Consider the following 13351-nt stretch of genomic DNA (forward strand, 5'->3'; position numbering starts at 1 on the left):
TTGTCGACGCAGAATGCAGTATTCATGCCGTAATTTATTGATCTATGCAGGAATCGACACCCCTGGACGAGATCGATCTGCGAATCGTCCACGCCATGCAGGTCCAGCCACGTGCCTCGTGGGCGTTGATCGGCAGCGTCGTCGGAGTTGATCCGGTTACTGCCGCGCGTCGATGGAAAGCGTTGACCGACTCCGGCGCAGCATGGATTGCCGCGTATCCGGCCGCCGACGCAGCATCAGTGCTGGCGTTCCTCGATATCCGATGTGAACCTCGGGCGAGGGCAAACATCGTCGCGCATCTGTCGGCGCAGGCGCACGTGATGAGCCTGAACATTCACTCCGGTGGCTCCTCTGTAATGGCCGAGGCACTGTTTGCCGGCCTCGACGCGTTGGCTCGGTATGTGCTCGACGAGGTCCACTTGCTCGATGGGGTGATCGACATCGGCGTGCATCCTGTCGCCAGGGTATTCACCGAGGGAAGTCGTTGGCGGCTGGGAACTCTCGAACCGGCGGGTGTTCGGACGTTGCGTGAATCCGGGGTGGTCCCACCTCCGTTGGGCCGCCGGAATCCGCTGGACTCGAATACGGCTGCCGTGATTGACGTCCTCGGCCGTGCGCCGCGTATCTCGTACACGGAATTGGCACACGAACTCGGAATCAGTGTCACAGCAGCACGTCGACGGCTCGGTAAGGCTCTCTCGCATCACACCCTGTTGCGTTGTGAACTCGCAAGATTCGCAACCGGAAGGCCGATTCGGGTGCTGTTCTTCGCGCAGAGTCCAGTGCGGGACGTCGACAATGCGGCACGAATCTTGCGGGCACTACCGGAGATTCGTCTTGTGGCGACAGTGGCCGGCCCGGAAAACCTGTTCTTCTCAGGTTGGTTCCGATCGCTGTCCGATATCGCGGTGCTCGAATCGGAGGTGTCCGTGCGGGCACCGACGATGCGCGTCGTAGATCGACGCATTGTCCTGGATACACCGAAATTGATGGGGCACTTGCTTGATCGGTACGGGCGTTCGGTATCTGTGATTCCCGTCTGCTTCAGCTCTTGATCAGATCCGTATGCGAAAGCCAGGCCAACACGTGACGGTTGAACTCGTCCGGAATCTCGAGCTGAGGGGTGTGCCCGGCATCGCCGAGAATGATCGTGGTCCAATGCGGATGGGTAGAGGCGGCCGAGTGTGCTGCTGCAACGGACACCAGTCGGTCACGTTCTCCGTGCATCAGAAGAGTAGGAACTGTGATGTTACGTAGAGCTTTTCGGTATTCCCGCGGGCGGGCCAGGGTGGTGAGCAAAGAACGCGCGGCTTGCAGGAACTCCGAATCCTGACCGGGAAAGTTACGTCGAATCGCCGACAGTGCGGCGCCGGCGGTCAGGACGTCGGTATCGGCTCGGGTGGGATCGGAGAAGCAGAGGTTTGTCATCTGTTCGGACAGTTGCTGATCCGTCATAGCGCGTCGGCCTAGACCCAGTGCCTGTTCGCCGAGGTAAGGCAGTGAGTAGACGAGGAACTGTGCGGCGACAACCGGATCCGGGATTCGAATCGGTAGCGGCAGTGCGGGGTCGACTAACACCAGTCCGGCTACCGAATCGGGCCGTGCGTGCGTGGCGAGCGCCGACACCATCCCGCCCATCGAATTACCGAACAGGATCACCGGTCTTCCCACAACCGTGTCGATAAACGCGTTCAGCAGCGCGGTATTTGCGGGAATGCCCGTGTGGCGGCCATTGGCCTGAGTAAGCCCGAAACCGGCCAGATCCAGGGCGTAGACGCGTGTGTGCTGCGCGAGCAGTGGTGCTACCCGCACCCAATTCAGATGTGAACCACCGAGTCCGTGAACCAGAACGATCGGTGTCGAATCTGCAGGTCCTCCGAAATTGACCCAGTGCACGTCTCCGTCGAGATCAGCGATATTGCTGGTTCCACCCCAGGGTGCGCTGAGTGAGCTACCGGCTGATTCGAGAAGGGCACGAGGAGACTCCATCCCTCAAGGATGCACGGAATCGCACTGATCGGTGAGCCTAATGTGCCCTCGATCACGTGGCAGGTTCGGGAGTGGGGGACAGCAAGAGTCAGTTGAACTGTGGCAGAGACTGTTTCGTAGTTGTCCGGAATTTCCGGTTGTGAGTTGATGCGTGCCGAAATAGTTGAGAGTTCCGGCATACTGGAGGCCATGTGGTGGATGGTCGGACTAATCATTCTGGCTGCCCTGGGCCTATCGTCCGCATTGGTGGCATTTGTTTTCCGCCGATCGACGGCAGAGGACAGGACTTTGTTGGGTGAGCGCAGCGATGGAACGGACCTGAGCCGGAAATAGGCCCAGGTCCGCACACAAGCATTCCTACGTAGGCGGTATCCCTACATCGACACTGTCACCCCCAGCGTGACTGTCCGCCGTCCAGCGGAATGGTGGCACCGGTCAGGTAACCGGCATCGGGTCCGACGAGGAACGCCACGGCCGCGCCGATATCCGTTTCGCAATCACCGATGCGGCGCAGCGGAATGCCGGCCACGAACTCTGCTGCTTCTTCGGGGCGCGACTCAGCCCATCGCTGCAAAGCGGGCGACGATGCGTGCGGGGCGACAGAGAGAACACGAATGCCGTCGACGCCCCACTCGCAGGCGGCCGCGCGGGTGAGTGACCGGACGCTCTCCTTGACGGCTGCATAGCCGCCGTAGCCGCTGGCGTCCCACCGGACAGCTACGGAGCTGACCATGTTGATGATCGCGCCGCCGCCGCGAGCCTTCATCGACGGATAGCACGCTTGCATCGTGCGCAGGGTTGCCACCGGACCGGATTCGAGACCCTCGGACAAACGTTCAGGAGTCAAATCCACAATGTTTCCGAGAGGGTTGAGACTGGCGTTATTGACCAGAATGTCAATTCCGCCGAACAGTTCAATGGTTCGTGCTACCGCCGCAGTGATGGACTCGTCATCACTGATATCGGCGAGTACGGCCTCGGCGCGGCCTCCACGATCAGTGATTTCTTTACAGGTGTCGACGAGTTTTGACTCCGTGCGTCCGACGACAGCAATGGACGCACCTTCCTTGGCCAGGGCAAATGCGACTCCCTGTCCGACTCCTTGGCCAGCACCTGTGATGAGCGCCACCTTCTTGTCCAATTTGCCCATTGCTGTTCTCCTGCTCGTCATTTAATGGTTGCCAAATGGTTGTCCGCTACGTGAAGTATCGGTCTCGGCGTCCTGTTGGGCGGGATGTGATTTCCATCCCACTCAGTGGAACCATTTTTAAAAATGGCTGTCTTACAGATAATGTGAGCGCCGTTACATACCCGGCGCGAGGCACGCGCACACATTCCATGATGAGGAGATAGACATGGGAACCACCGGAAGCATTGACGCCCCTACGGCAAAGTTGCTCGGCGACTTGGCGAAGTACGCTTCGCCCATCGCGGGCCTCATCGGTGGCATTGGCGCCATCTTGGGTGTCGTTGGCCTGATCAACGCTGGCACCGGCTCCTGATTCGCTTTCGCGTTCAGTAGTTTCTCCGGCCCGCGTTCTCGCATTCAATTGCTGAGGATGCGGGCCGGAGGTCTATCAAGACCCTAAATATCTGTGTCTTGAAGACACATTCACATTCGTATCGCGGTTGCCTGCGGTGGAATGTCGAAGCACTCGTCTAGATCCGGTGGCCCGAAATTTTGACGCGGTGTGTAGTCGATTGCACCGCCGTCGCCGCCGTGGTGCCGAAACGAGTACAGCGCGCGATCAGGCCTGATCAGGGTGTCTGTGCCCGTGGTTTTCCAGTTCCAGTGAATGTCTGCCTTCAGTGCGTATGGCAACTGGAGGATGTTCTTGCTTCCATTTTTCTGCAGCCCAAGGCAATTGAGTGTCCCGACATCGCGGGGCTGGCCGTCCTTGGTCCAGCGCGGCTCGTAGGCGAGTGCGTCGAGGAGGATGCGGTGGCAGTCCTGTTCCGCTGCTCGGTGCAGTAGTTCGTCCCAGTCCAGTCCCGGTGCGCACTGAAGGTATTCGTCGGCGTCGATGAAAGCTGTCCAAGTGGCGGTGTCGCGGAATTTGGTGATGTAGTCGACGTAGGCCTCGACTTGTCCGTGTACGACGCGGCCCTCGGGGTCGCGGGGTTGCCATTCGAAAATCGTGACCGGTAGGTCTCTTAGTTCGTGGCGTAAGGCGTCTTGAACGTCGTGATCGGACAGCGCCTCGGTAAATGTGCCGTAAGAATTGCCCCGCTTGTCCTCGTTGCGGCCGTGCCAGCGAGCAAGGCTGAAAGTGCTGGTTTCCCGAGTTGACCCGACCGACCCGGTGTTGTCGTAGAGCGCAATTTCCCAGCCCTGCTCGATGTGGTGCAAGCACCAGTCTCGGATGAAGGGGAGATGTTCCCGGGGGAGTAGTACAGCGACTACAGTGCGTTTTCCTGCCGGCACGTTCGGATCCGCGGTCATTCGACACAGGGTAGTGCCGACGTCCCCGTGAACCATTGACACATTGGCACTTTTGTCTCATAGTCGAGCCATGACTGCATCTGTGTCACATTCGCCAGTGTTTGTCCCATCGTCGGGGGAGTCGTGGCGCTCGCCCTGGGCAATGTACGACGCGTTGCGCGAGCACGATCCCGTACATCGTGTGGTGCCGGAGGAGGCGCCGGGCGACGACTACTGGGTCCTGACGCGCCATGAGGACGTATACAACGCCGCCCGCGATTACGAGACCTACTCGTCGGCCAAGGGACTGACCACCGTCTACGGCGAGTTGGAACAGATCGGGATGCAGGACAATCCGCCGTTCGTGATGCAGGATCCGCCAGTGCAGTCGGAGTTCCGTCGCATGGTGTCCAAGGGATTCACTCCGCGTCAGGTATCTGCGGTCGAACCGATGGTCCGGGAGTTTGTCGTCGAGCGCCTCGAGGCATTGAAGGCGCGCGGTAGTGGCGACATCGTCGTCGAACTGTTCAAGCCGCTGCCGTCGATGGTTGTTGCGCATTATCTCGGTGTGCCGGAGTCGGATCGTGATCAGTTCGACGGCTGGACCGACGCGATCGTGTCCGCGAGCTCAGCCGGTGGTGTGGCCGCGGCTGCCACGACAGCGCAGGAGGCCACGGGCCAGCTGATGATGTATTTTGCTTCGCTGATCGAGCGTCGCAAGGTGGAGCCGGGCGACGATACGATCTCCCACCTTCTTGCCGCTGGTCTCGGCGAAGAAGGAGACATGACTGGGCTGTTGTCGATTCTCGGTTTTGCGTTCACCATGGTGGCCGGCGGAAACGACACCACTACCGGGATGTTGGGCGGCTCGGTGGCGATGTTGACCGAGAGTCCGGATCAGCGCCAGCTTCTCCTCGACGATCCGGAACTGATTACGGATGCGATCGACGAACTGCTGCGTCTCACATCGCCGGTTCAAGGTTTGGCGCGCACCACCACGCGAGATGTGTCCTTGGGGGGCAAGGTTATTCCAGCCGGACGAAAGGTGCGGCTGATGTACGGCGCCGCCAATCGTGATCCCGAAAAGTACGGTCCGGATGCCAACGAGTTGGATGTATTGCGCAATCCCCAGAAGATCCTGACGTTCAGTCATGGTGCTCATCACTGTCTGGGTGCGTCGGCTGCGCGTATGCAGGCGCGAGTTGCGTTGGAGGAGTTGCTGGCTCGTATTCCCGACTTTCATGTCGACGCCGATGCCATGGCGTGGGCGCCCGGAAACTACGTGCGTCGTCCGCTGAGCGCTCCGATGACGGTGAGCCGGCCGTGAGTGGTGATTGGCTCGGCGACGGCCGTGCGTTGGCGGCAGCCGAGAAGATTCTCGACAGTGCGGCGCAACTGTTTGTGGAGAAGGGCGTCAATGCCGTCGGGATGTCGGAAATAGCTTCTGCTGCAGGATGTTCGCGCGCCACCCTGTATCGGTACTTCGAGAACCGGCAAGCACTACACATTGCGTTTGTTCACCGTGAAGCTCGCACGCTGGGTGCGGCCATCGCGGAATCGGTTGCGGCGATCAGTGATCCGCGAGAGCGGCTCGAAACTGCAATTTTGTCATCGGTATCGATAGTGCGAAGTACCCCGACGCTGGCAGCGTGGTTTGCGCCCGGGGACGCGAGTCTGGCTGGTGAGCTGGCTAATTCATCCGACGTCATCAACGGGTTGGGTACGGCGATGCTCGGGGATGTCGACGGTGCCAGTGTCGCGCGGGCAAGGTGGATCGTCCGGGTGATCCTGTCGCTTCTCATGGTGCCCGGCGCCGACGAGAAGGACGAGCGCGCGTTGGTGCGGGAGTTCGTTACCGCAGTGTTGGCGCGTGATCCGGCTGGTTCGTCCTGACAGTTCGGGGATAGAGCAGCGCGGGCAGGACGATCGAGTCGGAGATGCTCGACAAAACTGCGATCGACAGGCTGGGCCATGATCGAGATTCGAGGACTTCGATCTTTGGTTCGAGATCGTCACCCGGAACGGCTCACTCGAAACGCGAAGGGTCTCCGGCGCCGATGCGAACCACTTCCGGTACACCCGAGGAATAGTCGACGACGGTGGTCGGCTCGGTACCGCAGTCACCCGAGTCGATGACGGCGTCGAGCTGGTTGTCGAGTTCTTCCTTGATGGACCAGCCGTCCGTCATCGGTTCTTCGGCGCCCGGCAGCAACAGGGTGCTCGACAGGATCGGTTCACCCAACTCCTGCAGCAGAGCTCGGACAACGGGGTGGCTGGGGATACGCACGCCGACAGTCTTCTTCTTGGCATGCGCGAGGCGACGGGGAACTTCCTTCGTGGCCGGAAGGATGAACGTGTACTGCCCGGGGGTGGCGGCCTTCACGGCGCGAAATGCCGAGTTGCTGACATGCACGAAGTGTCCGAGCTGCGCAAAATCCGCACACACCAACGTGAAATGGTGGTCCGATTTCAGGTGCCGGATATCGCGAATCCGGTCTGTCCCCGAGTGGTTTTCCATCCGGGAACCCAGGGCGTAGCAGGAATCTGTGGGGTAGGCGATGACCGCGTCGTTCCGCAACATCTCCACGATCTGACTGATCGCACGGGGCTGCGGGTTCTCGGGGTGTACGTCGAAGTATCGGGCCATAGTCCAAGCCTAGTTCAGGAATGGACCACAGTTTAGCTACGGGCGACGGGCGTGATCAGCGAGTAGTGCGGTCAGCTCTTCGGCGTACTCGAGTTGCATGCGCAGGTGTTGGCAGCTGTCCTCGGCGCGGGTGTGGCAGTCGGCGATGAATTCGGTTGCGGCCGTTCGCGATGAGGCGTCGGAGGCGTCGTCGGCTAGGATTTCGAGGGAATCGAGGAGTTTCTTCATCTCTTCGAGAGTGAATCCCAGCGGTTTCATCCGCCGGATCACCAGAAGTCGACTGATATCGGATTCGGTGTAGAGGCGGAACCCGCCGGTGCTGCGCGCCGACGGTGTCACCAGTCCTACCTCGTCGTAGTGACGAATGGTTTTGATCGACAACTCGGTGCGTTCGGCTACCTGACCGATCTGCATGTGGTCATTCGGCATGTCAGCTACCCGCTCCCATTCGGCCGGACAGTCGGACGTGGCGTTCGGCGGACGCCTTGTCCAGGCCGATGATCTCGACGTTTTTGCCTCGGGCGGCGTACTTCGTGGTGATCGCGTCCAGAGTTGCCACGGTCGAGGCATCCCAGATATGAGCGTCGGAGAGATCGACAATCACGTTCTCCGGATCGCCGGCGTAGTCGAATTGGTAGATCAGATCGTTGCTCGACGCGAAGAACAGTTCACCGCGCACCGCATAGACGCGGGTGTTCTCGTCGGGATGCGCAATGTCGACCACTTCGGTCAGATGCGCGACGCGACGGGCGAAGACGACCATCGCGGTGATAACTCCGACAATGACACCGTAGGCCAAGTTATGTGTCGTCACGGTGACGACAATGGTCACGAGCATGACCATCGTCTCGCCGAGTGGCATGCGACGCAAGGTTTTCGGGTTGATGCTGTGCCAATCCAGTGTTCCGACGGACACCATGATCATGACTGCGACCAGCACGGCCATCGGGATTTTGGCGACGAGCCCGCCGAGGCCGACAACCAGGATCAGCAAGAAAACTCCGGCCAGGAAGGTGGAGATGCGGGTACGCGCTCCCGAGACCTTGACGTTGATCATCGTCTGGCCGATCATGGCGCAACCGCCCATGCCGCCGAAGAATCCGGTGACGAGATTCGCGACGCCCTGGCCCCAGCCTTCGCGAGTTTTGTTCGAGTGCGTGTCGGTGATGTCGTCGACAAGCTTTGCGGTCATCAGTGATTCGAGAAGTCCGACCAAAGCCATCGCCAACGCGAAGGGCGCAATGATCGACAGGGTGTGCATGTTGAGGGGGACGTCGGGGAACATTAAACTCGGCAGGCTTGACGGAAGTTCGCCCTCGTCACCGACATTCGGTACATCGAGAGAGAACACGATCGTTGCCGCGGTCAGCAAGACGATGGCGACGAGCGGTGCCGGGACGGCGGACGTCAACTTCGGTAGCAACACGAGAATCAGCAGTGACACGACCAGTAGGGGATAGACCATCCATGGCACGTCGATCAGATGGGGGAGCTGGGTTATGAAGATCATGATGGCCAGTGCGTTGACGAATCCCACCATCACACTCCGCGGGATGAACCTCATCAGTTTTGCCACACCGAGCAAGCTCAATACGATCTGCAGAACACCGGCGAGTAGAACGGTGGCGATCAGGTAATCGATGCCGTAGTCGCGGGTCAACGGTGCAACGACCAGTGCGACTGCGCCAGTTGCTGCCGAGATCATGGCTGGGCGGCCACCGACGATCGCGATGGTAACTGCCATCGTGAAAGACGCGAACAATCCCACCCGAGGATCCACTCCGGCGATGATCGAGAACGAGATTGCCTCGGGGATCAGCGCCAAGGCAACGACGAGACCGCCCAGCACTTCGGTCTTCAGAAGTCGGGGCGAACGTAGCGCGGCAAGCACGCTGGTGTGGTCGAGCGTGCCTGTGGCCATCAGAGTTCCGTCCTCACGAGATCGACCAAACCCTACCCTCCCGTAAGGGTAGGGTTCGAATTTGGTGGTGAGATCCCTGGTCACTATGCGAGCATCGGACGATGAGCACTGGAACTGTCTCGATCTGGCATGGCGAAGAAGGTTGGGGCGTCATCGAATCCGCCGATACTCCCGGCGGATGCTGGGCCTTCTACAGCCATATCTGGGCCGATGCGTTACCGGAGTTGAAGCCGGGGCATTCCCGGACGATCAGGGGTGGTTACCGGGAGCTGATCGTCGGTGAGGGCGTCGACTTTACCTGGGAATCAGTGGAGCAGGACGGTTACTCCTATCGCGCGATCAGCGTGACACCGGGGCGGGAACATCCTCAGTGGACGATCGAGGACAGTCCCGCCTGAGGTGTCTACTTCTCGCAGGCGACACCGTCTCCGTCACCGTCGAGGTGCGGTCCGTAGCCCGGATCGCCGATTCGAACCGGCGCTGCACCCGCAGCCTTTGCCGCCGCGCAGTTCTTGAACGGTGCCGACACCGGCGCCGGAGCAGACGTGACCACAGGCTTGGACGTCATGACGGGCCGGGAAGTCGCGATGGGAGCAGACGTAGCGACCGGCTGCTGGGTCGGTGCAGTTCCACCACAATCCTGGAGGACTCCCGCGATGGCGTCGTGCTCGGCCTGCGTCACCCACAGTCCGTAAGTAGCTTTCACCTCTACCTGCGCCGTGACGTACTGGCAACGGTAGCTCTTGTTGGGCGGCAACCACGACGCGGCGTCGGAATCGGATTTCTGCTGGTTAGCGGGACCGTCGGAGGCCAGGAGATTGCGCGGATCGTTGGCAAAATTAGTGCGGGTCTGGGTGTCGAGTTGCTGAGCACCCTTCTGCCAAGCGTCCGACAGTGCTACGACGTGGTCGATCTGGACCGCCGACGACGTGTCCTGGCCGCGAGTGAAGCTGATGACCGTGTTCGTATACGGGTCATCCAGCGTTCCGGTCTGGACTGTGCAGCGGTTGTTGCCGTCCTTGAAAGTGAGGTCGGTGAGGTCGCGGCGCAAGATGTCATTGCGTGTGTCGCAGCCATTGCGGCCGAACTCGACGTCGACGTCGTCCGTCCACGCGACGCCGAACAACGCGCGGTCGTACCCGGTTTTGGGGGCACGTCCCTTGATCGGAATTTGAGCTAATCGCGTCAGGGCCGTTGACGTGGCAGCGAGATCACCGTTCGGTTGCGCAGCTGGCGTCGTCGTGATGCCGGAGCCGATACCTGAACCAGCGCTGGTTGTTTCGGGTTCGGAAGCCACCGACGTGGAGCAGCCTCCGAGGACCAGTGCGGCGGCGAAGCCGATCGATACAGCAGCTACGCTGCGCCTGCTGATTGCCGTGCTTGCCATGTGCGAGAGTCCATTTCCATCCGAGATGAACCACAAGTATGTCATTTGCGGCAAACCCGACTGAATCGGCGGTGAACTCTCAGGCCTGGCCGGGTGGGCGCCATCCGCCCATTGCGCGTTCGAGTTCGAGGGCCACGCGAATTGTCACGTGATCATTTCCGGCAGCACTGGCAACCTGAATTCCCAAAGGCAATCCGCGTGTGTCCAGCCCGAGTGGAACTTGCGTCACCGGCAGGCCGAGCAGATTGAAGATTGCGGCACCTCCGAAAAGCCAAGGCCGCCCAAGAGTTCCGTTGTGGCGTGGTGCTGTACGAGGAAAGGCGGGGTGCAGGATCACGCCGTCGCCCATTGTGCCGTGGACTTCAGCGGCGAGTGCCTCGCCGGCGTCGGTGATCTTGCGACGCGCCGACGCAGGGAGTAGTCCGGGAAGTTTGTCGCCGATGATGGTCAACGTCATCTGGAGGCTGCCGGCGCGGGACCACGCCGGCCACGGCGATGGTGCCGGGGCTTCTCCGAAGAAGTCGAACAGGTTGGATACCGATGTGCCCGCATGCTCGCGGAGAGCGATCAGATAGAACTGTGCGGAGCGACGCAGAGCTGTCAGTTGAACTCGCTGCACATTCGCGCCCGCCTCCGAGAGTGCTTGCGCTGCTGCATCTTGCGCCGCCTTCATTTCCGGAGACAGCGGTCGAAAATAGGTAGTTCCTTCGGGGATGATGACGGAAAGGCCCTCGAGGTTTACGGATTCTGTTGTGGGCAAATCGCTTTCGGACAGGATGCGGAGCAATGGCATCAGGTCCTCGGCTCGACGTGCAAGCGGGCCGAGGGACTCCATTGCGTCCACCTCAGTTCCCGCGTACGCAGTGAGTGAGGGGATCTGCTCGGAGCTGGGTACCAGGCCCGGCGACGGTTTGTGGCCGAAGACGCCGCAGAACAATGCCGGCAGTCTGATCGACCCGCCGGTATCGGCCCCGAGTCCGAAGGGGGTACCGCCAGATCCGACGGCTGCACCTTCTCCGCCGGACGACCCTCCGGCGGTTCGGCGTGGGTCGTACGGGTTGCGAGTGCGTCCGTACACGCTGTTGTAACTCTCGATTCCGAGGCACAACTCTGACGTGTTCGTTACTCCCACGACAATCGCGCCCGCGCCTTTGAGTCGATCGACGGCGCGAGCATCCGTGGTGGAGATGGTCCCCCGTCGGGTCTCCATACCGGCAGTGAACGGCATGCCGGCAACAGGAAGGGCTTCCTTCACAGTGAAGGGGACGCCCAGTAGTGGGGGTAGATCGTCGTCGGCAGAACTCGCAGCGATCAAGCGGTCTGCTGCATCGGCCTCGTCCTGCGCTTGGGTAAAACGGTCGGCCACGATGGATCCGAGGTCGTGACCTGCGCGAAGAACGGCAATGTGGGCATCGACGACGTGCCGCGACGTGACAACACCGGTGCGAATCGATCTAGCCAACTCCATCGCAGATGCAGTGGTGACGGAAATTTGCGCTGTAGTCGAGGTCACATCGTTACATTTGGCCATGATATGTAACAGGGTACCGAAATTCCGATAGCGTGGGTGGAAAATGCACCGAATCGGATCTGGCATGCTGGTCTGATGAAGAAGACAATCACCGGGATAATCGGAGCATTCTCACTGTTGGCGTTGGTCGCTTGTGGATCCGACGGCGGTGAGCCTACGTCGATTGCATCGGTGACGTCATCTGCGGCAGCCGAGCAGAGCGCCACGGCAGACGAGCCCGCCCCGAGCGACGGTTCCGCGAATCCCGAAGGCGGCGCACCGCTTCCGCGTACTTACGAGAAGTCTTGTGCCGACGTTCTCGTGTTTCTCGACGGATACGAGAAATCCCTCGAAGAGTCCGGTGACACCAGTGGGACGACTCGAGAATCGGTTGCGGCCGAACTTCAGACATCGATCGAGGCGTACCCGGAGTGGGCCCAGATGTCCACTGACGAGCAGGCCGAGGTAACTCGCGGAATCAGCGCGGCGGCTGCCGGTAGCTGCTGAGAGTCTTGTCAGAACAGCGATTCTTGGATCGCGACGCCGGGTGAGTCGAATTTGCCCACGGTAATCGTGCGTCCGACCAAGGCTGAGATGTCTGCGACGAAGCGAGGGGATTCCGGGGCGGAGTCGGTGCGGAAGAGTGCCACCGGCCCGGTCAACCCTTCGAGGTAGAGGGAATGCTCGCCCGTCTCGAAGGTGTGGGGATAGACCATTGCCGGTGTGGCGTCGAAAACCATCTGCGAGCAGGATGGCGGCGTCCACGTTTCGGGTTGCTCGAAAATCTCGATACCGTCCACTCCGGATCCGATGTGGGCCAACTCTTCTCGGTTCGACAAGACGAACTGTGCCAGCTCGTCGCGTAGCGAGACGGTATCGACACGGTTGGTCAACGCGTCGAGTTTGCGCGACGTACGGACGGCCTGGCTGAGATGAAACTGCTGGGACACTTCAGCTTCGAGGGTGCGAATGCTGTAGCCGTCAGTGGAGCCGGCAACGTACACCGCTGCCGCGGCCCCTTGTTCAGCGACGCGTGGATACTTGCGGAACTGCGACGCCGTCCCTACCTTCATTCGGCCGCCGGCGAAGATGTCGATGTAAAGCCATTGCGGCTGCGTGAGGTAGGTGCGCACATTCGGATGTATGTGCGCACCATTCACATGGGCTTGGTGCACGGTGGTGAAGCCCTCACGATTTCGGCAACGATCGCACTGACGCCCGTTGGTCACCTTCGCGTTTCGATCACACGGAGAGTGGCCGGGGCCGTCGGCCGTCATATCGCGCCATCCGAGGCACCGGCGTCCACGACGTTCGTCCACCGAGAAACGCAGCACCGACGTGTGTGTGAAGAAGGTGGTTTCGCCAGTACCGTCGTCGACGACGCGGATGCGTGGGGCCGCCGGATCAGACCATTCGATACCGCGCACGAGCAATGTCATGATGTGAGGTGCCGGTTCCTTCGATCGAGTGTGGGG

The 13351-nt window shown here is 60.7% G+C and carries 15 protein-coding genes; 6 read left to right on the forward strand and 9 right to left on the reverse strand.

Annotated elements, in window-relative coordinates; genetic code table 11:
* The first annotated feature begins 44 nt into the window (after nt 1-44).
* Complete coding sequence (locus MTX36_RS01215; RefSeq protein ID WP_243617940.1) at nt 45-1055, forward strand: Lrp/AsnC family transcriptional regulator; 1011 nt, start codon at nt 45-47, stop codon at nt 1053-1055.
* On the opposite strand, the gene MTX36_RS01220 is transcribed toward MTX36_RS01215, so the two are convergent.
* Both MTX36_RS01220 and MTX36_RS01225 read right to left on the reverse strand, forming a co-directional pair.
* Entirely contained in the window at nt 1045-1989 is a 945-nt protein-coding gene (locus tag MTX36_RS01220) for an alpha/beta fold hydrolase (RefSeq protein ID WP_243617941.1), read from the reverse strand. The two genes, MTX36_RS01215 and MTX36_RS01220, sit on opposite strands and share 11 nt — an antisense overlap.
* A gap of 388 nt (nt 1990-2377) precedes the next feature.
* On the reverse strand, nt 2378-3139 hold the full coding sequence (locus MTX36_RS01225) for an SDR family NAD(P)-dependent oxidoreductase (RefSeq protein WP_243617942.1): 762 nt from the start codon (nt 3137-3139) through the stop codon (nt 2378-2380).
* Nucleotides 3140-3344: 205 nt separating this feature from the next.
* Here MTX36_RS01225 and MTX36_RS01230 point away from each other — a divergent pair, with 205 nt between their 5' ends.
* Nucleotides 3345-3491, forward strand: coding sequence for a hypothetical protein (locus MTX36_RS01230; RefSeq protein ID WP_243617943.1), 147 nt, complete (start codon nt 3345-3347; stop codon nt 3489-3491).
* Between the two features lie 110 nt (nt 3492-3601).
* Here MTX36_RS01230 and MTX36_RS01235 read toward each other — a convergent pair whose 3' ends face one another.
* Nucleotides 3602-4432 (reverse strand): glycosyltransferase family 92 protein, encoded by an 831-nt coding sequence (locus tag MTX36_RS01235; protein ID WP_243617944.1) that lies wholly within the window; start codon nt 4430-4432, stop codon nt 3602-3604.
* A gap of 70 nt (nt 4433-4502) precedes the next feature.
* On the opposite strand from MTX36_RS01235, the gene MTX36_RS01240 reads away from it, so the two are divergent.
* Both MTX36_RS01240 and MTX36_RS01245 read left to right on the forward strand, forming a co-directional pair.
* Complete coding sequence (locus MTX36_RS01240) at nt 4503-5738, forward strand: cytochrome P450 (RefSeq protein ID WP_243617945.1); 1236 nt, start codon at nt 4503-4505, stop codon at nt 5736-5738.
* A complete protein-coding gene (locus tag MTX36_RS01245) occupies nt 5735-6304 on the forward strand; it encodes a TetR/AcrR family transcriptional regulator (protein ID WP_243617946.1) in 570 nt (189 codons plus the stop codon). The genes MTX36_RS01240 and MTX36_RS01245 overlap by 4 nt, the downstream gene beginning before the upstream one ends.
* Nucleotides 6305-6437: 133 nt before the next feature.
* Here the strand turns inward: MTX36_RS01245 and MTX36_RS01250 are convergent, their stop codons facing one another.
* From MTX36_RS01250 to MTX36_RS01260, 3 genes are read right to left on the reverse strand one after another with little or no spacing between them, the layout of a single operon-like run.
* Nucleotides 6438-7058 carry an L-threonylcarbamoyladenylate synthase gene (locus tag MTX36_RS01250; protein WP_243617947.1) on the reverse strand — a complete coding sequence of 207 codons (621 nt, stop codon included), beginning with the start codon at nt 7056-7058 and terminating at the stop codon, nt 6438-6440.
* Nucleotides 7059-7094: 36 nt separating this feature from the next.
* Nucleotides 7095-7472: a MerR family transcriptional regulator gene (locus MTX36_RS01255; protein ID WP_374230410.1), complete on the reverse strand. Its 378-nt coding sequence runs from the start codon at nt 7470-7472 to the stop codon at nt 7095-7097.
* A gap of 16 nt (nt 7473-7488) precedes the next feature.
* Nucleotides 7489-8979 carry a SulP family inorganic anion transporter gene (locus MTX36_RS01260; protein ID WP_243617949.1) on the reverse strand — a complete coding sequence of 497 codons (1491 nt, stop codon included), beginning with the start codon at nt 8977-8979 and terminating at the stop codon, nt 7489-7491.
* A gap of 101 nt (nt 8980-9080) precedes the next feature.
* Between MTX36_RS01260 and MTX36_RS01265 the strand changes: the two genes are divergently transcribed.
* Entirely contained in the window at nt 9081-9377 is a 297-nt protein-coding gene (locus MTX36_RS01265) for a hypothetical protein (protein WP_243617950.1), read from the forward strand.
* Nucleotides 9378-9382: 5 nt separating this feature from the next.
* On the opposite strand, the gene MTX36_RS01270 is transcribed toward MTX36_RS01265, so the two are convergent.
* Nucleotides 9383-10366 carry a DUF1524 domain-containing protein gene (locus MTX36_RS01270; RefSeq protein WP_243617951.1) on the reverse strand — a complete coding sequence of 328 codons (984 nt, stop codon included), beginning with the start codon at nt 10364-10366 and terminating at the stop codon, nt 9383-9385.
* Between the two features lie 79 nt (nt 10367-10445).
* Nucleotides 10446-11879 (reverse strand): amidase, encoded by a 1434-nt coding sequence (locus MTX36_RS01275; protein ID WP_243617952.1) that lies wholly within the window; start codon nt 11877-11879, stop codon nt 10446-10448.
* 93 nt (nt 11880-11972) lie between these two features.
* Between MTX36_RS01275 and MTX36_RS01280 the strand changes: the two genes are divergently transcribed.
* The gene (locus MTX36_RS01280; protein WP_243617953.1) at nt 11973-12383 is read left to right on the forward strand and encodes a hypothetical protein; all 411 of its coding nucleotides are present in this window, start codon (nt 11973-11975) and stop codon (nt 12381-12383) included.
* A gap of 8 nt (nt 12384-12391) precedes the next feature.
* Here the strand turns inward: MTX36_RS01280 and MTX36_RS01285 are convergent, their stop codons facing one another.
* A complete protein-coding gene (locus MTX36_RS01285) occupies nt 12392-13315 on the reverse strand; it encodes a DUF2797 domain-containing protein (protein WP_243617954.1) in 924 nt (307 codons plus the stop codon).
* Between the last annotated feature and the right edge of the window lie 36 nt (nt 13316-13351).

This window comes from Rhodococcus sp. ARC_M6 (assembly GCF_022810305.1).
Lineage (GTDB): Bacteria > Actinomycetota > Actinomycetes > Mycobacteriales > Mycobacteriaceae > Rhodococcus_F.

Coding starts and splice junctions, on each gene's coding strand:
- MTX36_RS01215 (WP_243617940.1), top strand. CDS start 45: ATGCAGGAATCGACACCCCTGGACGAGATCGATCTGCGAATCGTCCAC.
- MTX36_RS01220 (WP_243617941.1), bottom strand. CDS start 1,989: ATGGAGTCTCCTCGTGCCCTTCTCGAATCAGCCGGTAGCTCACTCAGC.
- MTX36_RS01225 (WP_243617942.1), bottom strand. CDS start 3,139: ATGGGCAAATTGGACAAGAAGGTGGCGCTCATCACAGGTGCTGGCCAA.
- MTX36_RS01230 (WP_243617943.1), top strand. CDS start 3,345: ATGGGAACCACCGGAAGCATTGACGCCCCTACGGCAAAGTTGCTCGGC.
- MTX36_RS01235 (WP_243617944.1), bottom strand. CDS start 4,432: ATGACCGCGGATCCGAACGTGCCGGCAGGAAAACGCACTGTAGTCGCT.
- MTX36_RS01240 (WP_243617945.1), top strand. CDS start 4,503: ATGACTGCATCTGTGTCACATTCGCCAGTGTTTGTCCCATCGTCGGGG.
- MTX36_RS01250 (WP_243617947.1), bottom strand. CDS start 7,058: ATGGCCCGATACTTCGACGTACACCCCGAGAACCCGCAGCCCCGTGCG.
- MTX36_RS01255 (WP_374230410.1), bottom strand. CDS start 7,472: ATGCAGATCGGTCAGGTAGCCGAACGCACCGAGTTGTCGATCAAAACC.
- MTX36_RS01260 (WP_243617949.1), bottom strand. CDS start 8,979: ATGGCCACAGGCACGCTCGACCACACCAGCGTGCTTGCCGCGCTACGT.
- MTX36_RS01265 (WP_243617950.1), top strand. CDS start 9,081: ATGAGCACTGGAACTGTCTCGATCTGGCATGGCGAAGAAGGTTGGGGC.
- MTX36_RS01270 (WP_243617951.1), bottom strand. CDS start 10,366: ATGGCAAGCACGGCAATCAGCAGGCGCAGCGTAGCTGCTGTATCGATC.
- MTX36_RS01280 (WP_243617953.1), top strand. CDS start 11,973: ATGAAGAAGACAATCACCGGGATAATCGGAGCATTCTCACTGTTGGCG.
- MTX36_RS01285 (WP_243617954.1), bottom strand. CDS start 13,315: ATGACATTGCTCGTGCGCGGTATCGAATGGTCTGATCCGGCGGCCCCA.